Source organism: Haloferax marinum (genome assembly GCF_009674625.1).
Taxonomy (GTDB): Archaea; Halobacteriota; Halobacteria; order Halobacteriales; family Haloferacaceae; genus Haloferax; species Haloferax marinum.
In genome coordinates, this window is record NZ_WKJQ01000001.1 from 792,052 (window position 1) to 815,418 (window position 23,367).

At 61.6% G+C, this 23,367-nt stretch carries 26 protein-coding genes, 1 tRNA gene, 1 other RNA gene and 1 pseudogene; 19 read left to right on the top strand and 10 right to left on the bottom strand.

All coding sequences use genetic code 11. From position 1 onward, the window contains the following. Positions 1–8: 8 nt before the first annotated feature. Both hisF and GJR99_RS04045 read left to right on the top strand, forming a co-directional pair. Positions 9–821, top strand: coding sequence for an imidazole glycerol phosphate synthase subunit HisF (gene hisF, locus GJR99_RS04040; protein ID WP_151109522.1), 813 nt, complete (start codon positions 9–11; stop codon positions 819–821). Positions 822–910: 89 nt separating this feature from the next. Then, complete coding sequence (locus GJR99_RS04045; RefSeq protein ID WP_151109524.1) at positions 911–1,504, top strand: DUF1684 domain-containing protein; 594 nt, start codon at positions 911–913, stop codon at positions 1,502–1,504. Between the two features lie 47 nt (positions 1,505–1,551). Here the strand turns inward: GJR99_RS04045 and GJR99_RS04050 are convergent, their stop codons facing one another. Next, positions 1,552–2,205 (bottom strand): helix-turn-helix domain-containing protein, encoded by a 654-nt coding sequence (locus tag GJR99_RS04050; protein ID WP_151109527.1) that lies wholly within the window; start codon positions 2,203–2,205, stop codon positions 1,552–1,554. A 134-nt stretch (positions 2,206–2,339) separates the two neighbouring features. Here GJR99_RS04050 and GJR99_RS04055 point away from each other — a divergent pair, with 134 nt between their 5' ends. Next, complete coding sequence (locus GJR99_RS04055; RefSeq protein WP_151109529.1) at positions 2,340–3,080, top strand: peroxiredoxin family protein; 741 nt, start codon at positions 2,340–2,342, stop codon at positions 3,078–3,080. Positions 3,081–3,188: 108 nt separating this feature from the next. Further along, positions 3,189–3,608, top strand: a complete 420-nt coding sequence (locus GJR99_RS04060; RefSeq protein ID WP_151109531.1) for a hypothetical protein — start codon at positions 3,189–3,191, stop codon at positions 3,606–3,608. 64 nt (positions 3,609–3,672) lie between these two features. On the opposite strand, the gene GJR99_RS04065 is transcribed toward GJR99_RS04060, so the two are convergent. Together GJR99_RS04065 and GJR99_RS04070 are read right to left on the bottom strand one after the other, a co-directional pair. Next, positions 3,673–3,963, bottom strand: coding sequence for a DNA-directed RNA polymerase subunit L (locus GJR99_RS04065; RefSeq protein ID WP_151109533.1), 291 nt, complete (start codon positions 3,961–3,963; stop codon positions 3,673–3,675). A 26-nt stretch (positions 3,964–3,989) separates the two neighbouring features. Then, positions 3,990–4,976 carry an MBL fold metallo-hydrolase gene (locus GJR99_RS04070; RefSeq protein ID WP_151109535.1) on the bottom strand — a complete coding sequence of 329 codons (987 nt, stop codon included), beginning with the start codon at positions 4,974–4,976 and terminating at the stop codon, positions 3,990–3,992. 118 nt (positions 4,977–5,094) lie between these two features. On the opposite strand from GJR99_RS04070, the pseudogene GJR99_RS17790 reads away from it, so the two are divergent. Next, a pseudogene (locus GJR99_RS17790) lies at positions 5,095–5,229 on the top strand (DnaJ domain-containing protein); the annotation flags it as partial. 53 nt (positions 5,230–5,282) lie between these two features. On the opposite strand, the gene GJR99_RS17795 reads toward GJR99_RS17790, so the two are convergent. Then, positions 5,283–5,846 carry a hypothetical protein gene (locus GJR99_RS17795; protein ID WP_323849371.1) on the bottom strand — a complete coding sequence of 188 codons (564 nt, stop codon included), beginning with the start codon at positions 5,844–5,846 and terminating at the stop codon, positions 5,283–5,285. A gap of 13 nt (positions 5,847–5,859) precedes the next feature. Here GJR99_RS17795 and GJR99_RS17800 point away from each other — a divergent pair, with 13 nt between their 5' ends. From GJR99_RS17800 to GJR99_RS04085, 3 genes are all read left to right on the top strand, one after another. Then, on the top strand, positions 5,860–6,282 hold the full coding sequence (locus tag GJR99_RS17800) for a molecular chaperone DnaJ (protein WP_323849372.1): 423 nt from the start codon (positions 5,860–5,862) through the stop codon (positions 6,280–6,282). A gap of 104 nt (positions 6,283–6,386) precedes the next feature. Then, positions 6,387–7,118, top strand: a complete 732-nt coding sequence (locus tag GJR99_RS04080) for an MBL fold metallo-hydrolase (RefSeq protein ID WP_151109539.1) — start codon at positions 6,387–6,389, stop codon at positions 7,116–7,118. A gap of 48 nt (positions 7,119–7,166) precedes the next feature. Next, the gene (locus GJR99_RS04085; protein WP_151109541.1) at positions 7,167–7,979 is read left to right on the top strand and encodes a DUF4097 family beta strand repeat-containing protein; all 813 of its coding nucleotides are present in this window, start codon (positions 7,167–7,169) and stop codon (positions 7,977–7,979) included. Between the two features lie 332 nt (positions 7,980–8,311). On the opposite strand, the gene GJR99_RS04090 is transcribed toward GJR99_RS04085, so the two are convergent. Further along, a complete protein-coding gene (locus tag GJR99_RS04090) occupies positions 8,312–8,938 on the bottom strand; it encodes a uracil-DNA glycosylase family protein (protein WP_225317594.1) in 627 nt (208 codons plus the stop codon). Between the two features lie 88 nt (positions 8,939–9,026). Next, positions 9,027–9,500 (bottom strand): DUF5793 family protein, encoded by a 474-nt coding sequence (locus GJR99_RS04095; protein WP_151109544.1) that lies wholly within the window; start codon positions 9,498–9,500, stop codon positions 9,027–9,029. A gap of 286 nt (positions 9,501–9,786) precedes the next feature. On the opposite strand from GJR99_RS04095, the gene GJR99_RS04100 reads away from it, so the two are divergent. The 8 genes from GJR99_RS04100 to GJR99_RS04135 all read left to right on the top strand — a co-directional run bounded on the left by GJR99_RS04100 (position 9,787) and on the right by GJR99_RS04135 (position 18,207). Next, a complete protein-coding gene (locus tag GJR99_RS04100) occupies positions 9,787–10,284 on the top strand; it encodes a DUF7549 family protein (protein ID WP_151109546.1) in 498 nt (165 codons plus the stop codon). Between the two features lie 66 nt (positions 10,285–10,350). Beyond that, on the top strand, positions 10,351–12,045 hold the full coding sequence (locus tag GJR99_RS04105; protein ID WP_151109548.1) for a type II/IV secretion system ATPase subunit: 1,695 nt from the start codon (positions 10,351–10,353) through the stop codon (positions 12,043–12,045). Position 12,046: 1 nt separating this feature from the next. Further along, complete coding sequence (locus GJR99_RS04110) at positions 12,047–14,230, top strand: type II secretion system F family protein (RefSeq protein WP_151109550.1); 2,184 nt, start codon at positions 12,047–12,049, stop codon at positions 14,228–14,230. Between the two features lie 142 nt (positions 14,231–14,372). After that, a complete protein-coding gene (locus GJR99_RS04115; RefSeq protein WP_151109552.1) occupies positions 14,373–15,020 on the top strand; it encodes a class I SAM-dependent methyltransferase in 648 nt (215 codons plus the stop codon). Between the two features lie 109 nt (positions 15,021–15,129). Beyond that, entirely contained in the window at positions 15,130–16,158 is a 1,029-nt protein-coding gene (locus GJR99_RS04120; protein WP_151109554.1) for an NAD(P)/FAD-dependent oxidoreductase, read from the top strand. Between the two features lie 84 nt (positions 16,159–16,242). Then, entirely contained in the window at positions 16,243–17,535 is a 1,293-nt protein-coding gene (locus tag GJR99_RS04125) for a DUF4382 domain-containing protein (RefSeq protein WP_225317595.1), read from the top strand. A gap of 128 nt (positions 17,536–17,663) precedes the next feature. Next, positions 17,664–17,734: transfer RNA gene (locus GJR99_RS04130), tRNA-Gly, on the top strand. Between the two features lie 167 nt (positions 17,735–17,901). Beyond that, positions 17,902–18,207: a Sec-independent protein translocase subunit TatA/TatB gene (locus tag GJR99_RS04135; protein ID WP_151109556.1), complete on the top strand. Its 306-nt coding sequence runs from the start codon at positions 17,902–17,904 to the stop codon at positions 18,205–18,207. Between the two features lie 206 nt (positions 18,208–18,413). Here the strand turns inward: GJR99_RS04135 and ffs are convergent. Beyond that, an RNA gene (ffs, locus tag GJR99_RS04140) (signal recognition particle sRNA) lies at positions 18,414–18,725 on the bottom strand. Between the two features lie 112 nt (positions 18,726–18,837). Next, on the bottom strand, positions 18,838–19,251 hold the full coding sequence (locus tag GJR99_RS04145) for a DUF7548 family protein (RefSeq protein ID WP_151109558.1): 414 nt from the start codon (positions 19,249–19,251) through the stop codon (positions 18,838–18,840). Positions 19,252–19,344: 93 nt separating this feature from the next. On the opposite strand from GJR99_RS04145, the gene GJR99_RS04150 reads away from it, so the two are divergent. The 3 genes from GJR99_RS04150 (at position 19,345) to GJR99_RS04160 (ending at position 21,422) form a co-directional block, all read left to right on the top strand. Beyond that, positions 19,345–20,496: a thiolase domain-containing protein gene (locus GJR99_RS04150; RefSeq protein WP_151109560.1), complete on the top strand. Its 1,152-nt coding sequence runs from the start codon at positions 19,345–19,347 to the stop codon at positions 20,494–20,496. Next, positions 20,496–20,873: a Zn-ribbon domain-containing OB-fold protein gene (locus GJR99_RS04155; RefSeq protein ID WP_151109562.1), complete on the top strand. Its 378-nt coding sequence runs from the start codon at positions 20,496–20,498 to the stop codon at positions 20,871–20,873. Before GJR99_RS04150 ends, GJR99_RS04155 begins: the two co-directional genes overlap by 1 nt. A gap of 81 nt (positions 20,874–20,954) precedes the next feature. Continuing rightward, positions 20,955–21,422 carry a hypothetical protein gene (locus GJR99_RS04160; RefSeq protein WP_151109564.1) on the top strand — a complete coding sequence of 156 codons (468 nt, stop codon included), beginning with the start codon at positions 20,955–20,957 and terminating at the stop codon, positions 21,420–21,422. Between the two features lie 3 nt (positions 21,423–21,425). Here the strand turns inward: GJR99_RS04160 and GJR99_RS04165 are convergent, their stop codons facing one another. Then, positions 21,426–22,157 (bottom strand): DUF7547 family protein, encoded by a 732-nt coding sequence (locus GJR99_RS04165; RefSeq protein ID WP_151109566.1) that lies wholly within the window; start codon positions 22,155–22,157, stop codon positions 21,426–21,428. 53 nt (positions 22,158–22,210) lie between these two features. After that, a complete protein-coding gene (locus GJR99_RS04170; protein WP_151109568.1) occupies positions 22,211–23,296 on the bottom strand; it encodes an NADH:flavin oxidoreductase/NADH oxidase in 1,086 nt (361 codons plus the stop codon). Positions 23,297–23,367: the final 71 nt, after the last annotated feature.

Sequence of the window (23,367 nt, forward strand, 5' to 3'; positions counted from 1 at the left end):
AGTAGCGAATGCTCACGAAGCGAATCATCCCCTGTATCGACGTCGACCTCGACGAAGACGGGAACCCCGCCGTCTACACCGGAGTCAACTTCGAGGACCTGAAGTACACGGGCGACCCCGTCGAGATGGCCAAACTGTACAACGAGGCTGGCGCAGACGAGTTCGTCTTCCTCGACATCACGGCCTCGGCCGACGGTCGCGAGACGATGCTCGACACCGTCTCGAAGGTCGCAGACGAGGTGTTCATCCCACTGACCGTCGGTGGCGGTATCCGCACCCGTGACGACATCAAAGAGACGCTCCGCGCCGGTGCGGACAAGGTCTCTATCAACACTGCAGCACTGCAAAACCCCTCACTCATCGAAGACGGTGCACGCTCTTTCGGCAGTCAGTGTATCGTCATCTCGGTCGACGCTCGCCGCCGATACGACGAAGACGGCGAGTACTACGCGGAAGTCGACGGCGAATCCTGCTGGTTCGAGTGTACCGTCAAAGGCGGCCGCGAAGGAACCGGCGTAGACGTCGTCGAGTGGTCCCGCGAGGCCGAATCGCGCGGTGCTGGCGAGTTGTTCATCAACTCCATCGACACCGACGGCACGAAAGACGGCTACGACATCCCGCTGACGAAGGCCGTCTGCGACAACGTCTCGACACCGGTCATCGCTTCGTCGGGATGTGGCGGTCCCGAAGACATGTACGAAGTGTTCACCGAGGCGGGTGCAGACGCCGGTCTCGCAGCCTCTATCTTCCACTTCGACGAGTACTCCATCCGTGACGTCAAGGAGTACCTCGACGAACACGGCGTCCCGGTCCGTCTGTAACCTGCGGGGTCGAGTCAGTCAGGCGGTCGTGCGCCCCCAGCGCAGTCGGAACCAATCGTAATCATCCCAGCGGTCGTATCGTTCTCTCGATGACTGACGACTCCTGGCGGACAGCACTTCACCAGCACCGCGAGCAGAAAGACCGGTATCTCGCCCACGACCGGCACTCTCCGATTCCGCCAGACCAACGCGAGTCGTTCGACGGACTCGACTACTTCGACCCGGACTCGGACCTCCGGTTCGAACTCGAACTCCACGTGTACGACGACCCGGAGACGATTACCATCGGAACTTCGACCGAGGGCGAGCGCGACTATCTCGTCTGGGGGGAGTTCGCGTTCGAGATTGCGGGTGAAACGTACACACTCGACGCCTACCGCACGTCACCGGACGAAGACCGATTGTGGGTTCCGTTCCGCGACGAGACGAACACGAACGAAACGTACGGAGCAGGCCGATATCTCGACCTCGAAGCAGAAGACCGAACCGACGACGGACGGTGGGTTCTCGACTTCAACTACGCCTACAACCCGTTCTGTGCGTACTCACCACGGTTCGAGTGCCCGCTCGTCCCGATGGAGAACTGGCTACAGGTCCGCATCGAGGCCGGTGAGATGGATTACACGGGTCCCACAGAGAGAGGGGGTGACCACGGGGCGCACGGTCACGGCCACGCGGACTGAACTAGGAGTGTCGTCCCGAGGGTAGCAGGCGTATTCTTCGGATCGAGTTAGAGACGGATACTCTCGAACACCCGGGACTCTATCTTCTGCAGGTGTTCGCTTACGGTCCCGGTGGAGAGGCCCAGTCGGGTAGCAATGTCTCGGTGGGTTGCCCCCCTCGGAACGTCGTAGTAACCGAGATCGAGAGCGACGTCCAGCACGTCTCGCTGACGGTCCGTCAGTAGCGACACGACGTGTTCTCCCGAGTCCGGGTACGGACCGAGCCGTTCCACGGTCACGGCGAGTTCCGGGGGCAGGTCGGTGAGGGCCTCGCGTAACACCTCGTTCGTCTCGCCGATCATCACCACTCGAAGACGTCCGTCGTCGGTACTCCCGATGGGGAAGTCGAAGAACACCTCGTGAGTTCGCGGGAGCTCTAGGAACCGCTTCATCTCGGGCGGTGGTCGAGCGTGGATATACACCAACCCACCTTGGCCATCCTCAGTGGAGATGCTGAACTCGAGTACGTCCGGGTCGTCTCTCAACAGTCGTCTCGCTTCGTTCAGGTCGCCACGAAGTCGCCCGAGGAGGACGACGGTTTCGTCTGCAAGGACGTTGAGGTGGTAGATTCGCTCTCGTTCGAACTCGGAGTCTGCACCGAACATTCGGTACGCAACGTGCCTCCCGTCCGGTCGTCCGAGATTGAGAGTTACGGCCCTCATCTACCGTTCGTGCTCCTCTCCGACGTGTTCAAAACGCACTGACTCTGGTTCGCTCGACCCCACACTCATTTGTACTACCTAGAGTGCTAGGCAGTTATTGAATCTGTCTCTGTGTCGTACTCACGAAACGAAACATGACCTCCTCACAGGCAAGCCTTATGCGAGAGACGGACACGACCGGGGAGTACAACTACCGTCACTTTGGCCCGGAGCACTACGATTTCAAGACGTTCGACGGACCCGAACCCGGTGACGATGCTCCGAATTTCGAGGCGTGGACGTTGGCGGGTGATGAAGTAGAGCTCTCGGATTTTAGGGGCTCGTGGGTCGTCCTCGAGACTGGCAGCATCACGTGTCCCATCACGGATTCGAAAGTTCGAGCGATGGACAAACTACAGAGCCAGTTCGAGGACGTGGAGTTCATTCTACTCTACACTAGGGAAGCGCACCCCGGGGAGCGATTGGAGGCACACGATTCGCTCGAGGACAAACTCGCTCGGGCGAGGACGTTCGCGGACGACTACGACGTAGAGCGCACCGTCCTCGTGGACGACGTCGAGGGAACCGCCCACAAACAGTACGGCGGGATGCCGAACTCCGTCCACGTCATCAACCCGGACGGTGTCGTCGTGATGCGGGGTGACTGGAACAACGTCAGGAAGGTGAAAGAGGTGCTCGAGAACGGTGATGAGGGCTTGATCTACAAACGCGATATCTACCGGGGCAGCCCGCTGTTCTTCACGCCAAAGAAGGGTGTCGTGAGGGTACTTCGGGACGCGGGGCCAAGGGCAGTAGGCGACTTCGTGAAGAACGTGCCGGCGCTCGCGCTGATGCACCTGAAGAAGGAACTGCGAGGCAAACAGCTGAATGGATAGCCTGGTGGATACGCGCGCTGTACGCAGTCCGATCTCGACAGTTTGTCAGTGATTGGAGGCTCCAACAGAGCCAGAGATTTGAAACGCCTATCGTATCTTTGTACCACCATGTCCCTCCCGACCCGTCGTAGATTCCTCCAAGCGGGATTCCTGACTGCGAGCGTCGGTAGCAGTGGCTGTCTCGGACTGTTCGAGTCGTATCCACAGACCGGGCTTCTCCTCGTCAACTGGGGCGGCGAGCAACCGAGAACAGTCGTCGTTCGCGTGACCGACACCGACGACGAGACGCTGTATCACGACACGCTCACTGTTCCTGCAGACGGACGCCTCGAACGCGAAAATATCGTCGACACGGGACCCATCAACGTCTCGGCGTACGTCGAGGGAAACCCGGAGTTCCCGTTCGATAGATTCTTCGATTTCGCCGGGTGCCGCGCTGCACGTCCGGTCATCACTGTCAGAAACGGAGTCGTCACCCGCATCGGAAAACAGGACACCTGCCGACCGGACGAGGAACCGCACGACTGACCAACCTCACTGCACGACGAGCCGATGGCTCGGAAAGCAACGAAACGAGAGTAGAGTCGTCAGATTACGCGTCGATTCCAGCGTTGTACGCTGCCGTGAAGTTGTCCGCAGTCTCCTGAACGCCGCGCGCGGCCTCTGCGAGCGCGTCGAGCGGGTCGACACCCGCTTCGGTTTTGATAGAGAGCACGGGGTCGGTCTGACCACCGGACTGCTCGGGGTTCACGTCGTACGTCGCCGCAGTCACGCTCTCGGTCTGGAGGAGTTCACCTTTCAGCACGTTCATGAAGGTGTGGTCCTCGCCGCCGATTTCGATGCGGAGTTCCTCGTCGGTCTTGTCGATGACCCGCAGTTCCATGGGTCTTCGTTCCGCCCAGCGGCGTTTTAACGTTTCGTCTCGGGGACAGGGACGAGTTCGTCCACGTCTACGTCGCCGTCAGTCAGGACGTAGTCGGTCCCGTCCTGTTCGACGACACCTTCGGCCACGAGGTGGTCCAGGTGCGCGAACGCCTCGCCGGGGCCGTGGAGGATGTGGATGGCAGAGAGGTCACCGAAGAGGTGTGCGCTGACGGTCCACGCGTCCGCAGGGCCGTGTTCGTCGAGGACCGAGAGGACGCGTTCGGTCCGGTCGCGGTGGTGTTCGGCGATGACTCGTGCCCGACCTGCAGGGTCGTCGATGGGGTCGCGGTGTCCCGGCCACGCGCGGGCGAAGTCGAGGTCTGCGAGTCGTGCGAGACTGTCGAGGTACGTCTCGAGCGGGCGGTCGACGCGGAGGTCGGCGCCACCGACGTTCGGCGTGTATTTCGGGAGAATCACGTCGCCGACGAACGCCTCACGGCCGTCGTCGCCGTCGAAGGCAAAGGCGCTCAGACCGGCGGCGTGGCCGGGGAGGTGGACGACTTCGAGTTCGCCATCGCCAGCAAGGATTCGGTCTCCATCTTCGACTGTCGTCACGTCTACCGGGTCTCCCTGGAGGTCGACGTGACTGTCGAGAAACGAGGTGACTTCGTCGAGTGGTTCGTCGGGAATACCCCACTCTTCGAACCGACGTTCTCGAATCTCACGTTCGTCGTCGATGGCCGCCGAGTCCCCGGCGACGATACCGGCGTCTCGCTCGTGGACGTACACGTCGGCACCGCTCTCGGCCTGCAGTTCACCTGCAAGTCCGGTGTGGTCGGCGTGCCAGTGTGTGAGGACGATGGCTTCGAGGTCGGAGATGTCGTATCCTGCGTCCGCGAGACCGTCACTGAGGTCGCGCCGGACCGAGTCGGTTGCGACCCCGACGTCGACGAGCGTCGGTCTCTCGCCAGGGATGAGGTACGCGTTGTTCCGTCCTTCGAAGACGGTGTTCCCTAACCGGATTCGTTCCATGCGCTCACCTGGCCGTGGAGGTGCATGATTATTCCGAAGGGATTCGACGGGTCCCCGTCGTGTCTTCTAACTCGCCCGGTACATTCAAAACCCATCCTCACATCGATTTTCACATCGAATGCCGGTGGACTTCTACGAAATCCTCGGGGTCGAACGCGGCGCCGAGACAGGCGAAATCAAACAGGCCTTCCGTCAGAAGGCGCGGGAGTATCATCCCGACGTCAACGACGACGAACGAGCGACGGCGCAGTTCACCGTCGTCAGGAAGGCCTACGAAGTCCTCACCGACGACGCCGAGCGAGCAGATTACGACCGTATGGGCCATCGGACGTACGTCGAAAAGCGACTCGACGGCCTCAACAAATTCAAATTCCCTGGACAAGCGGGCGAGCAGTCGTCGAGTGACCCCACGTCACGTTCGACGACCGATTCCTCGTCCTCGCGTTCCTCGTCGCGTTCGACGACGTCTTCTTCGTCCTCACGTTCGACGGCCGATCCCTCCTCGTCGTCGCGTTCGACCTCGTCAGGTTCGTCGTCGTCAGGCTCGTCGTCGTCCCGTTCGTCGTGGACCTCGTCGACGTCGTCTGCACGGTCTTCGGGCCGAACGAGTTCGTCTTCGTCACGTTCGTCCTCCTCGAACCGGTCGTCGTCTCGAACCTCGTCGCGCAGTTCGAACCGGTCGAGTACGTCATCTCGGTCAGGTTCGTCGCGTGGGTCGTCCAGTCGAACGACGTCGTCGAGGACTCGAGGGACGACGTCTCGGACTGGTGGGGCAGGGACGACCAGTCGATTCGAGAGAGAACGTCGGTCAGAGACCGACACCGCCAGACCAAGCGGCCCGAAGGCGCTCTGGTACGGGTGGAGCGTCACACTCGTCGTGCTGGTGGCGTACTTCGCCGGCCTCGGCAGATATCTGACTGGCGAGGGCGCGGCCTTCGTGTCGGCGCTCGTCTCCATCGATACTGCCGCGCCAGTTCCGGCCGCACTCGCGACGTCGCCCCTCTCGCTTCCGAGCGTCGCCACACTCCAAACCGCTGCGTCCGCGGCACCATCGGCGCTTATCCTCCCCGGAACCGCGGCAGTCCTCGCGGTCTCGCTCGTCGTCATCGTCGCCCGATTTGGACACTCGTGGACGACGTGGCTCTACGCGCTGGCGGCACTCGTGCCGGTCGTGGTACTCGCCGCAGGCGCACTCGGTATCGCACGGCCACTCGTAGTCGACGTCGTTGGACTCGTCGTCTGCCCACTGCTCGGTGCAGGCGGGTTCGTCGTCGACGCAGGTCGGTATCTCTTCGCCACTCGGTGAGGTCTCCGGACTGGGTGCCGCACTCCAGCGTGGACTCCCGTGACTGGTGAGTCTCGGTGCGCCCTGACTGTCGATTTTTTGTCGCCAGAGTGTGAAGTTCGAGTATGTCGATTGCCGGTGGCCGCGTCAGGAGATTCCGACTCCGTGCGGCCAATGCTTACCTCGTCTCTGACCCAAGTCGTCCTCAGGACGACGACTCGACGATTCGACCAGGTCGCGGCCGTGGCAGTGACGACGAGTTTGTTCTCGTCGATGCTGGGTTGCCGTGGGACCGCGGAAGACTTCTGCGAGGACTGGCAGACGTCGGACTCGATGCGGGCGACGTCGACCGCGTCCTCCTGACTCACTACGACGTCGACCACGTCGGGACGCTCGCCACCCTCGGTCTTCGAGCAGACGTTCCGATTCACGTCGGAGAACCGGACGCGTCGTATCTGACCCACCGGTCGAACCCACCGATTCTGTCACACAAAGGTGCCGCCCAACTGCTCGCCGCACCACTTCTCACGCCGCCGACGAATCCAGTCGAGGTAGTCGACGACGGCGACCGAATCGGTGGGTTCGTCGCGTACGGCACACCCGGCCACACACCCGGACACACCGCGTACGTCCACGAACGACTCGGTGTCGCCTTCGTAGGCGACATGGTTCGCGAGACTGACGGGCGACTCGAACCGGCGCCGTGGGTTCTCAACGCAGACTCCGACCAGAATAGACGAAGTATTCGCGAATTCGCCGCACGCTGTCCACCCGTCGACGTGGTCGCGATGGGACACGGCGACCCGATAGTCGAATACGGATACGGTTCACTGAAGCGCGTCGCCGACCGCGTGTGAACGTTTCATTCAGTCAATATTTTCTCTGCTGGTCGCGTCGTTTCTCGTATGCACGACTCTTCCAGGCGGACGTTCCTCACGTACGGAGGCGTTCTTGGTATTGCAGCACTGTCGGGGTGTGCTGCCCCCAGCATCGAGACGCAGGAAGAAGAGACGAGAGTCATCCCACCGGACAGTTTCGACTCACTGGAAGTGTGGAACATCAATGGAAGCGTCACCGTCGAGACGTGGGACGAAGACGACATCGAACTGCGTATCGTCAAACGCGCGTTCTTCACCGAAGATTTCGACGCGGCTGAAATCGACGTCGCTGGCGACGATACACTCGTCATCGCACGAATCGTCCACGACGAAGAACCGGGCCTCGTCGTCGTCTCACTCGAGCTCCGTGTTCCTGCCGAGTTTCCGGTGACACACGCCTCGACGTCGAACGGATTCGTCGATATCAGGGGGACGACCGGTGACCTCGAAGTCCGAACGACGAACGGAAAGGTCGACGTTCAGGACGTCGATGGGTTCGTCCGACTCTCGACCAGCAACGGGAGTGTCACGGCCTACGACGTCGGTGGCGTCGATGGCGCGCGCACGACGAACGGGTCTATCGACATCCACGTGCCAGCGATTCGTGTCGACACGAGCATCGAGACGTCGAACGGGTCGATAGACGCCGCCCTCGCGGGAGAGTTGGACGCGGAACTCGAGGCGCAGACGTCGAACGGGTCTATCGATACGAGTAGCATCTCGCTCTCTGAGAGCGCCGTTTCACGCACACGCGTCACCGGAATCCTCGGAGCGGGCGGGCCGATGCTCACGCTGTTGACGAGTAACGGAAGTATCGAGCTATCGCTCTTGTCGGAGTAAAGAGCGGGGACCGCGGCCGAGCGCAAGTCCCCGGACTGACCAAGCCACTGCGAGGAGCACCAATCTCACAGTTGCCTGACGCGCCCGGCGGAAATGAATCGAACCACGCGCGTCAACAGCACGTATGGCGGTAGTTGTAAAAAGTCCTTTGTTCTCGCCAATTAGGACCACGCCATCCAGAACGATTGGATAAATATGCCATTATGTGGAGCAAACACCTGAGAAAAGTGAACAAAGCATAACCTTCATGGTTCTTGGTGGACGAACGACCGGCAGAATCGTGAAGAATTCAGAGAATCGAACGACGCTGGTCGAATTGCCGAAAATATTGCCTACCGAACGAGATACGGTTCGTCGCCAGGGATGAATCGGCCGAGGTCGGTCTCGCGACGGAAGTCTGTCGATTGGAGCGTCAACAAGCCTGCGACGAGTTCGTCGTGGTCGTCTTCGTCCCACTCCAGTGGGTCTTTGATGGGGACGACGAGGAACCCACTCCCTCGAATCTCGGTTCCGTGGAGTTCCTCCATGTCGACGTCGGTCTTCCACCCGACAGACGTGTAGTTGTTCAGGACGTGGTCGGTGGCCGTCGCGCCGACAGGCAACAGGACGTGTGCAGCGATTGCGCGGAGTTCCGCGTCGAAGAATCGCTCCATGTCGGTGTACTCTGCTGCAGTCGGCGTACTATCTGGGACGCACATGTGTAGATACGACATGAACGTCTTGTTCACCGTCGGTTCGTCACCTGTGGTCTCTAAGAGACCCGAATCGACGAGCGCCGCTTGCAGTCGCTTGCCCGCTTCGTCCGTAAACGGAACGCCGGTGTCTTCCCCACCGTGGACCAGTGGGTGGTCACCGACGACGTGGAAGTCCGCGTTGGCGTCGCCATAGCCGGGGACGAACCGGTCACACGACGGTTGCATTCCGAACGGGTTGCTCGTGCGGTCGGTTACGTTCCTCACGGTAACACCTGGGGTTTCGGGCGATAAAGATGACGTGGTTCGTGGCGATAACGTCCACGAACGAGCGTGATAGTTGGTTCTCCGGGCGTCAGAGTTCGACTCCGGATGGGATGAGGCTCTGACCGCGAAGCAGACTTCCTTCGGTATCGTAGACGAGGAACGTCGACTTCTCGAACGTCGCGAAGTGTTCGTTTTCGATAGCGACGTCGACGCGATATCGGCCGTCGGTGTCGTCGGTACTCCGACCGTACTCTCGGGCCGCACCGATAAACTGGAGAACGTCTTCAGCGTCGGCGTTGAGTTCGAGGACGTAGTCGCCCGTCAACCGGTCGGTGACGCTGACGACGCCTCGTGTGTCGGTGTCGTCGATGGGTCCCTGGAGACGTAACGATACGTCGAGGTCCTCCGCCGCGAGGACCGCTCCATCGGGAGCGGAAAACCGTTCCCGAAGCTCCTCGGGTGGGCCATAGAAGTCGATAGAAACCGTCGGCTGACGAGGGGTTCCGTCCTCTTCGTGCCAGCCGACGTCACGAACGTCAAGTTCGAAGTAATCACGCCGCATTCCGTACACACACGTTGTATTTGGCCGCCTATTAACGTGACGCCCCACACAGTATTGTGCCTGGTCAGTCCGATAATTGTTGTTTGGTTGTTATTTCACCCGTTGTCTTGTTTTCTGCTACTTGTAGCCTGGTTTTCTGTTACTTCTTGCCTGGTTGGCCTGCCACTGCGGCCCCCCCGACTGGGCCTGTCGCTACTGACCGCCACCCCAGTGTCGGTACCAAACCGACCGCCTCTCCGTCGAGAACGTCGGTAGTTTTTACCTGTCGCACTGTGCCGGTTGTCCCATGGTCTGGGTCCGGTCCGAACACGCAGGCGCACTGGCAGTCGTCTCGACGTGGCTCTGTGCGCTCCTCCCGTGGAACATCACCTACACATCGAATATCGCCGGCGTCAGCCTCCTGTTCGTGAGGTTCCCATTCGTCGAAGTTCAGTACGCGTGGGGACTCTCACAACGTGTTGCCGTCCGCGACCCGTTGTCGGCGCTGGCAATCCAGGCGGGACAGACTGTCGCAATCGCCTACCAGGCGTGGGCGTTCGGTGCGGCAGCGATGGCGATTGCCGTCGTCTTTTCGTTCGGGTACTACCTGCGCGAAGAACGCGTCGAAGAAGGTCCGGTAGACCCAGTCCGCCTCCTCGGTGGCCTCCTCGGCGTCGTCGGTGTCGTCCTCGCGGCCTCGACGTACCTGCTCGCGACTCGCGGAATTCCGGGAGTTCCGCTCCCAGTCGGAGTCGTCATCTCGCTCGTCTTTGCTGGCGTCTTGCTGACAGTCGAGCGCTCCTGACTTTCTCCTCGCGGTTCATTTAAGTAGTGACCTCACATACCACCCGACCAACTGATTCGGGTGACGATGCAACAAGATACTACGGGTGAAACGAACACACCCACAAACTCCACGACCGGTCGTGGGTTCTTCCGTCTACTCAGCGACGGTGAATTCGGTGGTGCCGCCTCCGAGGCCAGGCGAATCTTCCGTCGAACCACCGAGATGCTTCGCGGGTCGAACCTGAACGTCCGCCCGCTGACTCCCGAAGATACGCCACTCGGGACTTACGAGATTCCACCGGACCACGAAGAGGTCGACCGATACTGGGTGAACGCCCCGTACTCCTACGTCGTCGTCACGTTCGATACGAACGCCACCGCCCACCACTACCACGTCGTCGAACCCGACCTCGACGAGTTCGAGGCGTCGCTCCTCGAACGCGTCCGCACGGACATCCGCGACCCGCTGTTGTTCAGACGCGACATCGACCCGACACAAGACGACGCACTCGTCACCGAACTCGCCTCCCTCATCGAACAGTACGGCCTCGAACTCGGGATGGGGTCGTTTCACTCCGTCCTGTACTATCTCCGGAGAGACTTCCACGGGTACGGCCCCATCGACCCGTTGATGGGCGACCCCCACATCGAAGACATCTCGTGTGACGGGTACAACCTCCCACTCTTCGTCTACCACGACGACTACACCGACATCGAGACGAACATCTCCTTCGAGAGCGAGGAACTCGACAACTTCGTCGTTCGTCTCGCCCAACGGTCCGGCCAGCACATCAGCGTCGGCGACCCAGTACTCGGGACGACGCTGCCCAACGGTGCCCGTGCAGAACTCGCACTCGGAGAGGAGGTGACCCCACGCGGGTCGGCCTTCACCGTCCGCCTCTACGCCGAAGAACCGTTCACTCCAATCGACCTCGTCGAGTACGGGACGTTCTCCATCGAGCAGATGGCGTATCTATGGCTCTGTATCGAACACAACAAGAGTCTCATCTTCGCTGGCGGGACTGCGTCCGGGAAGACCACGTCGATGAACGCCGTCTCGATGTTCGTCCCACCGCGGTCGAAAGTGCTCTCTATCGAAGACACTCGTGAACTCGCCCTCTACCACGACAACTGGTTGTCCTCTGTCACCCGCGAACGCCTCCACGACGACACGGACATCACGATGTACGACCTCCTGCGGTCGGCACTCCGCCACCGCCCCGAGTACATCATCGTCGGCGAGGTGCGTGGGGAGGAAGCAGTGACGCTCTTCCAGGCGATGAACACCGGCCACACCACGTTCTCGACGATGCACGCAGACAGCGTCGAGACGGTCATCAACCGTCTGGAGAACGAACCCATCAACGTCCCGCGCGCGATGGTGCAATCGCTCGACTTGCTCTGTGTACAGACGCTCACTCGCCACGACGGCGAGCGCGTCCGCCGGTCGCAGACCATCGGTGAGATTGGCGACATCGACCAGCGGACTGGCGAACTCGACTACTCCGCGTCGTTCTCGTGGAAACCCGATGGCGACTCGTTCACCCAGAGCGACAGTTCGCTCCTCGACGAGATTCAACGCGAAAACGGGTGGTCACGGACGGAACTCCGCCGCGAACTCCGCCAGCGCGAGCAGTTCCTTCGCTACCTCCTCGACAAAGGCGTCTCCGACTATCGACGGTTCACCGCGCTCGTCAACGAGTACTACGCCGACGCCGACGACGTGATGGCACGGGTCGAAGCAGACGAGAGCGTCGTCGACGTCGGGTCGGGTATCTAGCATGGAGTTCGGACTCCACCTGCTTCCGCTCGTCGTCGCCATCGTTCTCGTCCTCCCCGTGATACTCTCTCCAGTGAGCAAACGCGCCGATTTAACCGTCTCACGGGTCGCGCTCCCAATCTTTGGATTCTACGTCGCGAACGAGAATCCACGCCGACGAGAACAACGCCAGCGCCTTCGTGCCGCACACGTCGGTGTCACTCACCGAGTGTACGCCTCGCGGACGCTTCTCATGGCAGGTGCGTTCGGCGTCGCCGGGAGCATCTTCGGGGTCTACTTCGCCGCCAACGTGTTGGAGACACTCGCCGTCTCGGGAGCGACAGTTCGCTCGACACTCCCGTCTGCACTGCAGTTCCTCGGTGGTCTCTCGAGTATCTCCAACCTCTCACTCGGGCAGTTGTTCGTCATTCTCCTCTTTTCGAGTGCGACCATCGGGACGGCGCTTGCAGTCGGCGTCTACTGGATTCGCTGGTACTACCTCGTCAAGCGTGCAGACACGCGCGCCTCGGAAATCGAAGCGACGCTCCCGCGGACGGTGGCGTTTACGTTCGCCCTCTCTCGGTCCGGGATGCCGTTTCCCAAGGTTCTCCAGACGCTCGCCCGCAACGAGGCAGTCTACGGTGAGGCGGCCCGAGAGGTGAGTGTGGCCGTCCGCGACATGGACGCGTTCGGAACCGACGTGCTCACTGCACTCCAATCGATGTCTTCGCGGACGCCCAGTCCGAACCTCGAAGAGTTCTCGGCCAACCTCGCGAGCGTCCTCGGGAGTGGCCGGAATCTCTCGTCGTTCCTCCGCGAACAGTACGAGCGGTTCCAGGCGGAAGCAGAGGCCCAACAACAGCAGTATCTCGACTTGCTCTCGACGCTCGCAGAGGTGTACGTCACCGTCCTCGTCGCCGGGCCGCTGTTTTTCATCACCGTTCTCGTCGTCATCGGCCTCGTCCTCGCCGACACGCTGTTCGTCATCCGCCTCATCGGCTACATCGCAATTCCACTCGCCAGTCTCGGCTTCGTCGTCTACATCGACAGTATCACTCGTTCGCTTCGCGGGGCCATCGTCGTCGACGACGATACCCAGACTGCCAGTGACTCGATTCGCTCTCTCGAACCGCGGGCCAGAGTCGGTGGTCACCCTGCCACAGATGGTGGTGAGACTGCCGACCGATGGCAAGTCAACCGTGAGCGACTCGCTGCGTACGACCGATTCCGCTGGCTTCGGAAGTGGGTCGACCACCCACTGGAGACCCTCAGTCGCCGTCCGCTTGCGACGCTCGTCGTCACCATCCCCGTCGGAATCGTCTGGGTCGCACTCCAGTCGTCGCAGTCACTCTCGTCGATACCCCTCCCATCGTCGCTTCCCAGCATCCCGACGAGTCTGTTCGTCTCGACGTCGCCGACGACCCAGTCTCTCCTCGACATCGTCGCCGCGATGGACCAACACGTCGTCGAAGCGGCCATCGTCGCACTCGCGATCGTCTCGGTCGTCCACGAGATTCGAAAACGACGAACTCGAGCTATCGAACGGAGCATGCCGGACTTCCTCGACCGTCTCGCCAGCGTCAACGAGGCGGGGTTGACCGTCGTCCAGAGTCTTCGGCGCGTGTCGTCGTCCGACCTCGGAACGCTCGGTGACGAAGTCGAGCGAATCTGCCGCGACATCGACTGGGGCGCGGACGCCCAGACGGCGCTCCGTCGGATGGACCGACGAACGATGAGTCCGATGGTCTCGCGGTCTGTCACGCTCATCACGAACGCGATGAACGCCAGCGGCGACATCGGCCCTGTCCTCCGAATCGCCGCCAACGAAGCACAGGATAGCCGACGACTCGCCCGCGAGCGAAGACAGGAGATGTTGACCTACCTCCTCGTCATCTACATCGCCTTCTTCGTCTTCCTCGGCATCGTCGTCGCCCTGACAGTGTCGTTCATCCCCGCAGTCGAGCAGGCGACTGCCGGCACAGCAGTCGGGGCCGGCGGAGTCGGCGGCGTCACCTCCGGAACGTTCGCTGGCCTCCGCGACGTCGACACCGCTGCCTATTCGGTGCTGTTCTTCCACCTCTCGGCGATTCAAGGCGTCTGCTCTGGCCTCATCGCAGGACAGTTAGGCGAAGGCGAAATCGCAGACGGCATCAAACACGCGACACTGCTCTTGTTCGTCACGTACGCCGTCTTCTTGTTCATCTGAGTCCGGTTTTCTCGTCGATGGAGAACACGTCGTTAGGGAACACGTCGCGTCGGTGGGGAACACGTCGTTGGACAGCAGGTCGACTACGGTGTCGCCACCGACGACCCGTGCGGTCTTTGGTGGGGCATCGCTACCCATCGATATGGACGATTCCCGAACGGCGGTCCGGGAGACCTACGACCGCATCGCGTCACACTTCGCGTCGACCCGCGAGTATCCGTGGCCGGAAGTCGAGACGTTCGTCACGGAGGCGACTGCAGACGCCCCAGCGGTCCGTGCTCTCGACCTCGGGTGCGGCAACGGTCGGCACGTCGAACTCCTCTCGGCACACGCCGACGAGGTGGTCGGACTCGACGTTAGCCGTGGGCTACTCGACGAAGCGACCACCAGAGCAGCAGACAGAGGATTCGAAGCAGGCCTCGTGCAGGGTGACGCCTCACGCCTCCCATTTGCCGACGACACGTTCGACCTCGCCGTCTACGTGGCGACACTCCACCACCTCACTCCTCGTGAGGCGCGCGTCGAGAGCCTGAACGAACTCGCTCGCGTCCTCACGTCGGACGGTCGCGCCGTCGTCAGCGCGTGGAGCACCGCCCACGACACGTTCGACCGCGAGGACGGATTCGACACCACGGTCGATTGGACGCTCCCCGGTGGCGAGACAGTCCCGCGATTCTATCACATCTACGCGCCCGACGAGTTCGACGCCGACCTCACGGCGAGTTCGCTCGGGGTTGTCGAATCGACGATTTCGAGCGGGAACTGTTACGCCGTCGTCACCGGCGTCTGAGAAGGGTCGACACGCTGTGGCAGGTGTGAGAGTCGATGCCATTTCGCGGCTGGATACCGGCGTCGCACAGGTGATGTGGGCTTAAGAGTGACCGGACGTATCGACATGTATGACCAAGACCGACGAACGACAGGAGTACGAGGTGGTCGTCGTAGGTGGCGGCCCTGCTGGACTGCAGACGGCACTCTACACGACGAGACTCGGCCACGACACGGCGCTCGTCGACCGAGGCGGTGGCCGCGCGGCGATGATGCTCGACACGCACAACGTCATCGGCGTCACCGAAGACCAGTCGGGCAACGAGTTCCTCGGGACGGCCCGCACGCAACTCCAAGAGTACGGCACCGACATCTACCGTGACCTCGTGACCGACGCCGAGCGACTCGACGACGGCCGGTTCCGCCTCGTCGCCAACGACGGTGAGTTCATCGCCGAACGCGTCGTGTTCGGCGTCGGCTTCAACGACAAACGCCCCGAACCGCCGCTTCCACGCACCGGAAAGGGTCTCCACTACTGTCTCCACTGTGACGCCTACATGTTCGTCGACGAGTCGGTGTACGTCATGGGTCACTCTGACTCTGCGGCCTACGTCGCCATGATTATGCTCAACTTCACCGACGAAGTCGACATCCTCCTTCGCGGCGCAGAACCCACCTGGTCCGACGAGACCGACGAACTCGTGCGTGCGCACCCGGTCGATATCATCGACGAGGATATCTCGGGGATGACGAAGCGCGACGACGGGTGGTTAGAGAGCTTCGAATTCGAAGACGGCACCGTCCGCGAGTACAAAGGTGGCTTCGCGATGTACGGGTCGGAGTACAACACCACGCTCTTCGAACAACTCGACGTGGAACTCGACGACGACGGCACCGTTCCCGTAGACGACCACGGACGGACGAGCGTCGATGGCGTCTTCGCTGTCGGTGACGTCACGCCCGGCCACAACCAGATTCCCGTCGCGATGGGGAAGGGTGCGAAAGCCGGCATCGCCATCCACATGGAACTCCGCGAGTTCCCGAAGAGCCTCGAAGAGGTTCGCGCCGAGGGTGCAGTCTCTGCGGAGGACGTGCCTGGTATCTCGCCCGCGCTCCTCGACAAAGCCAAGCAGTTCAACGAGTCGCACGCCGACGACTAACCGCGAAATTCGGGGAAAATCGGCGTTAATCGGGGGTGAATAAACACCTACCTCAAGTTCTCGGAGACAGTATAGTCTGGCACGATGAAACGTACTGGATTCGCGACTGTTCTGGTCGCGCTCCTGGTCGTCTTGGCCGGGTGCGCGGGTGGTGCAGGAACACTAACTGATAGCCCGCAGTCCGTCACCGAAACGACTGCAGAGACGACTGACGCGTCCTCGACCGGTGGGTCTGCCGGTGAGTCCGGCACCGTGAACTTCTACGTGAGCGACGAGGAGAACGCCATCGAGGACTTCGAGAGCCTCAACGTCACCATCGAGCGCGTGACGTTCATGAGTGCGGAGAGCGGTGACGACGAATCCGAAGCAGAGCCTGCGGAATCTGAGGAATCCGAAGAAAGCGAAGAAAGCGAGTCTGAGGACGAGTCCGTCGAAGCAGAGGCAGAAGCAAACGCCTCGGCTAACTCGACGGTCGCAAACGCGACTGCCAACGCGACCGCGACGGAGAACGCGACTGCCAACGCCTCGACAGCGGTCGAAAACGAGACTGAGGTCGAAGCAGAGAACGAGGTCGAAATCGAGTCTGAGTCCGAGTCCAACGGAAAAGTCAGCTACGAAGTCGATAACGTCACTGTCGACCTGACGGAACTGAAAGGCGACAAGGCCTCGCTCGTCGGTGAGTACGACGTTCCGAAGGGGAACTACAACGCCGTCCACGTCGAAGTCACCAACGTGAGTGGGACGCTCAAGACGGGCGAACAGGTGAACATCAAACTCCCGAGCAACAAACTCAAACTCAACTCCGACTTCACCGTCGGAAACGGTGAGTCTGTGGACTTCGTCTTCGACATCACCGCCTTCGAAGCGGGACAGAGTGGGAAGTACATCATCAAACCCGTCATCAGCGAGTCCGGCACCGACGTTCCGATAGAGCACGTCGACGAGGACGCTGAAGAAGTCGAAAAAGCCGAAGAGGAAGCAGAAGACGAGACGGAAGAAGAACGGGAAGACGAAGAGAAAGCAGAAGATGACGACGATGACGGAGACGCAGTCGAGACGGCCGAGAGTGCCGAACTCAACGTGACCTTCGACGGCAACGTCACCACTGACGAGAACGTGACGCTCACCGTCACGCAGAACGAGTCGGCAGTCGAGAACGCGGCGGTGGTCGTCAACGACGTCGAGGTCGGGACGACCGACGCCAACGGAACGCTCGTCGTCGACGTTCCGGACGCGAATGAGCTGTCTGTGAAGGTCATGCACGATGACGCCGAAGCCGAGTTCGAGTTCGAACTCGTCGCCGAGGTGACCGAAACGGGCGAAGACGACTCGAAGAAGCCCGATAACACCGGAAAATCGGATAACAGCGACGCCTGACCGAAAAGGTAACATCCTTATTGTGGCGTCGAATACGAAGAGGTAGACACCGACGACACGAGCACCGGTGTCTCGGCCGAACGAAGTGAGGTCGAGGCTCGGTGCGCGAGTGAACGGTGTGAACGAGCGCACCGGTGGTCTAATGGTAAGACATTGGCCTTCCAAGCCAATTATCTGGGTTCGATTCCCAGCCGGTGCATCTTCTGAACGGACCTAAACGAGGAGTCATCGGGCTCAGCGTTTCTGCGGAGTGATTCGATTCGGTACCCCCAGATGGAGAGACCACTGTCTCTCGGTCACATATTATTGTAACGAGTTCGACACGGACCGTCTCTCTTATCTTCCCCCCGAACGTAAGCGAACGTAATGATAAACTCTATTCCACTGTTCCCCGGCCTGCCGGGTGGTCCAGAACTGCTTATCGTCCTGCTCATCATCGTCCTCCTGTTCGGGGCGAACAAACTCCCCCAACTCGCTCGCTCCTCTGGGCAAGCGATGGGAGAGTTCCGCCGTGGACGACAGGAGATCGAAGAAGAACTGAAGAAGGGTGTCGAAGGCGAAGGCGAAAGCGAAGGCGAAGGCGACGAATCGTCGGCGTCGTCGGCATCGGCAGACGAGGAAGAAGAAGAGGAAGCAGAGTCCGTCGAAGCAGAAGCGGAAAAAGAGAACTAAGGTCTTTTCGTGGGGGGTGACCCCACCACAGAATCCACACACTCGACGAGTGGCAACTCCATCTTTCGTCGCCCACTGTTTCGCGGCGTCGAATGGGAGTCCCGCGGCGTCGAATACGGGAGCGAATCGACAGTTGTGTCTCAGTACCAACGCTCGCAGAGAAGACAACCATAGCCGACGCTCACCGATTCGAATGAGGTATGAATGGGTGGACAGCGAGGTTGCCCGGCGTTCCGACGTGGGGAATCTCGGTTGCCTCCTCCACCCCGCGATCCCTCGAGCGACGCACGTCCGATGGTCCGCTGCTCGCTCCCGCGCCTGGCGGGGTACCACCGATGAACCGCGCCAACCCTTCCCTGCGGAAGGGGTACACGGAACCGCTGTCCCCGAGGGACGAGGTTTCTACGTTGGCTTCCGAGGCCCGCGCCGGTCTGACCGGACGCGCCCGTTTTTGGTCCCCGCTAAAGACCTATTTCGCGGGTAGAGAGCAGGGCCTAACTGCCCGACCTAGTCCACTCACTCCTAATCCACCGACTGTTAAGGGCCTTTCGACTCGCGAAGCGAGAAATCGAGGGACACCGCCGGGGTTCTTCGACGCGGTTTCGAGCAGTAAACGCAGACGTTCTCGACTCAGACGATGTTTCGCGCGTAGCCTGCGGCCCCGACGAACGTGATGGCGGCAGCACCGATGACGGTCCAGCGGTGGTAACTCAGCCACGAGTACTGCTGGGGGAAACTGAACAGCACGTTCGGGTCGATGGCGAACGTCCACACGACCGAGAGACCGAGCATCGAAAGCGACAGCACGAACGCGAGCCCGGCGGCTACAGCAGGGTCGGTTCGTTCCTGCCGCCCCGAGAGAAAGACGATGACTTCGAGGAGTGCGAGCATCCCGACGAGAGAGATGCCGAACGGTCCAGCGGCGTAGTACGCGGCCATCTCACCGGCACCGGATTCGACGGCGACGGCAGGGACCGCGACGGCGACTGCGAGGAGAGTCGCACCGACGAGTCCAATCGTCGAGGCGAAACGTTCGACGTCCATGCATTCCCGTTCGAATGACCGACTGATAAACGGTTTGAGACGGGACGGAGCGGGATTACCCGGTTTTAAATCGCGCTGTAACGACGTGCGCGTATGGACCGCGTAGCGATTATCGGTGCATCGATGACCCAGTTCGGGAAACGCGATGCGTGGATTCGCGAGTTGCTCGCCGAAGCGGGGCAGAGCGCACTCGCGGACGCCGGCATCTCGCCCGACGAAGTCGAGCACCTCTACGTTTCGAACATGGCCAGCGGCGAATTCGAGGGCCAGACCGGGGTTCCGAACGCCCTCGCCCACGACCTCGCGGCGATGCCCGCGTACACCGCTCGAATCGACCAGACCTCCTCGTCCGGTGGTGCGGGCGTCTACGCCGCGTGGCAGTCTGTCGCCTCCGGCGCGTCCGACATGACGATGCTCGTCGGCGGCGAGAAGATGACTCACCGAACGACGGCGGAAGCGACGGACGTCATCGCCTCGCTGACCCACCCCGTCGAGTACAAACACGGTGTGACACTTCCATCGTTCGCGGGACTCACCGCGCGACTCTACCTCGACACCTACGACGCGCCTCGCGAGTCGCTGGGCAAAGTCGCGGTCAAGAACCACAAAAACGGCCTCGACAACCCGCACGCACAGTTCCGCAAAGAAGTGGACCTCGACACCGTCTTGGACTCGCCAATCGTCGCCGACCCGCTTCGTCTCTACGACTTCTGTCCCATCACGGACGGGTCTGCAGCACTCGTCTTCTGTCCCGAATCCGTCGCTCGCGAGTACACCGACGACTACGTCGTCATCTCCGGTATCGGCGGCGCGACGGACACCCACGTCGTCCACGAACGCGCCGACCCGACCACGATGGGCGGCGTCGTCAACTCCTCGGAAATCGCCTACGAGATGGCCGACCTCGAACCCGAAGACATCGACGTGGCGGAACTCCACGACATGTTCACCATCCTCGAATTCCTCCAGTCTGAGGACCTCGGATTCTTCGAGAAAGGCGAAGGCTGGAAAGCCGTCGAAGAAGGCGTCACCGACCGCGACGGCGAACTTCCCATCAACACGTCCGGTGGTCTGAAGTCGAAAGGGCACCCCCTCGGGGCGTCCGGTGTCGCGCAGGTGTACGAAATCTACAAGCAACTCATCGGTGACGCAGGCGAGCGACAGGTCGACGCGGACGTCGGCCTCGCGTGCAACGTCGGTGGATTCGGCAACTGTGTCATCACGACCATCATGGAGTCCCGATAATGTCCGACGACATCCCCCCGATGGAAGCGTACCGCTACCCCGACGGGAGCATCACCTACCCCGGTCACCCGGTCGGCCCCGACGGCGAAGAACCGGTCGGAACCGTCGATTTGAGCGACTACACCGCGACGGTCTTGACGTGGACCACCTCGACGGCGACGCCACCCGGTGTCCGCGCACCCAACACGCTCGCCATCGTCGAGTTCGACGTGGACGGCGAACCCGTGCGCGCTATCGGACAAGTCACCGACGAGGACGAGGTGGAAATCGGCGACGAAGTCGAACCCGTCTACTGCGAAGAACTCCGCGAACCCGGCGCTGGCATCCGCGAACCGGCGAGTCAGGACTGGGACGGGTACCAGTTTAAACCGCTGTAAACGGCTCTCTGCTGTCGATTCCGACGTTCCCCCGACACACCGACGGGGAATGTTGATACAGCTACACGTTCTACGTCTCGTATGAACCGAACCCAGCAGGTTATCTTCGCCCGCGACGCTGTCGTCGCGACTGCGGTGCTGGCCGGACTGTACCTCCTCGGGTACGGCATCCAGTTCCAACCCCTCCAGATTCCGACCTACCTCCTCATCGTCGGATTCGACCTGTTAGAAGTCACGTTCGGCTCCGCAGGGACAAACTACGACCTGTTGTTCGCCGCGTATATCGTGGGCCTCGGCGTCGTCGGTGCTGCCGTGGCGGGACTCCTTCGCACTGGCGCGCGCAAGACCGACCTCCCGCAGTGGCGACTCGGTACGGCGGGAGCACTGGCCATCTTGGGGACTCTCTCGCTCCTCTTCGGTCTCAGAGTTCTCCTCGTGAGCACCCAGCGGACGCCCGTGTTGGTAACCGGTGCGGCAGGCATCGCGTTGCTGGCGCTGGCTGGTTGGCTCTCAGGTCTCTACAGAATCGAGTTCGGACAGGCACAGTAGTCGTTATTCGTCTTCGTCGTCTTCGTCGCCTTTGACCTCGCGTTTTATCGACTCCAGTTCGGCGTCGACGTCCACCTGTGGCGAGTCGTCGCTTTCGGCAGATTCGTCGTCGTTTCCGCCGAGCTCTGAGCCTTCTTCGGTCACGTCGATTCTGACAGGTCCCGAATCCCGCACGCGGGACTCCTGTCTGTTCGAACGCTGTCGCCAACTCGACTCGAACCGGGTTTCGTCGTCGCGCCAGCGTCGTTCACGTCGGTCGCGTTCTCGCTCTGCGTCGGTGATTCGAGCGTCGAGTTCGTCCGCGAGCGACCGGGCGTGTTCCATGATGTCGCGCGCGTCAGAGTTCGAGGGAAGGTCCGCCTCGGAGAGTGCCCGGCGGAGTTCGTCGAGCGCGCGCTCGACGCCCGTAACCGCGGTCTGTGGGACGCCACGGAGTTGAATCTCTGTCTCTCTCCGGGCGTCGTCCATCGCTCGCCCAGGGTCCGACAGGCGGATGAGACGGCGGAGGAGTTCGAGCGAGGCGATAGTCGCTTCGAGGACGGCGATGATGGTCGGGAGCGTGTACGACTCGGTAAAGCGCATCACCTCGCCGAACGTCGGCGGACGAGGGGTTCGGAACCGGTCGCGAACCTCGCGGTCACGTTCTTCCCGGAGTTCGGTTCCGAGTTCGTCGAGTGTCTCCCCGAGTTCGTCCAGTACGTCGAGGATATCGTCGTCCCGTCGTCGGTCGCTCATACGACACTGTTGGGTCGCATCGGGGATAAGCCTTCGAGGGGAGGCGGTCGTTATCAGCGAGGGAGGGCGCGGCGATACTGCGGCGGCCACTCGACGTCTGCGTCGAGGTCCGTCGCTGCGTGGAGGGCGAAGTAGGGGTCGCGGAGATGTTCGCGACCGACGATAGCGAGGTCGGCGCGACCGTTTCGGACGATTTCGTCGGCGTGGCGGGCCGTGCGAATCCCGCCGACTGCACCGACCGGGACGTCGGTCTCCTCGCGGATGAGTTCGGCGTACGGAACCTGATAGCCGGGGCCGGTGCTCGGAATCTGCTGGTCGGGGTGGATTCCACCGGAACTCACGTCGACGAGGTCTGCTCCGATGTCACCGAGCGCTGTGGAGAGACGAACGGACTGGTCGATATCCCACGACGCTCGGTCGTCTAACCAGTCGGTCGCCGAGATTCGAACGAACACAGGTTTGTCGTCGGGCCACACCTCGCGGACCGCCTCGGTCACCTCGCGGACGATGCGCGTGCGGTTCTCGAACGACCCGCCGTACTCGTCGTCGCGGTGGTTGGTCACGGGCGAGAGGAACTCGTGGAGGAGGTAGCCGTGGGCCGCGTGGACCTCCGCGATTTCGAATCCCGCGTCGAGCGCGCGCGCTGCTGCCGCGCGGAAGTCGTCGACGACGTCGCCGACTTCCTCCGTCGAGAGTTCGTGGAGTTCGGGAGCGTCCTCGTCGTAGGGCCACGGCACGTCGCTCGGGGCGACTGGATTCCACCCGCCGTCTTCGGGGAACACCGGTTTGCTCCCGTCCCACGGCCGCGACTTGCTTCCTTTCCGCCCCGCGTGTGCGAGTTGAATCGCCGGGACGCTGTCCATCGACTTCACGAACGTCGTGATTCGTTCGAGTGCCTCGGCGTGTTCGTCGGACCAGATGCCGAGGTCGTTCGGTGAGATTCGACCCTCGGGAGAGACGGCCGTCGCCTCGGTCATCACGATACCCGCGCCGCCGACCGCCCGACTCCCGAGGTGGACGAGGTGCCAGTCGTTTGCGAGGCCATCGGTAGCCGAATACTGGCACATCGGAGAGACCATGATTCGGTTCGGGAGCTCCGTCTCTCGCAGAGAGAGCGGACTAAAGAGCGTGTCAGTCATCGTCCGTGATTAGTCGCCGTCGGCAAAACCCCACTCGATTCCGGTGATGCAGACCGGTTCTCGTGACCGCG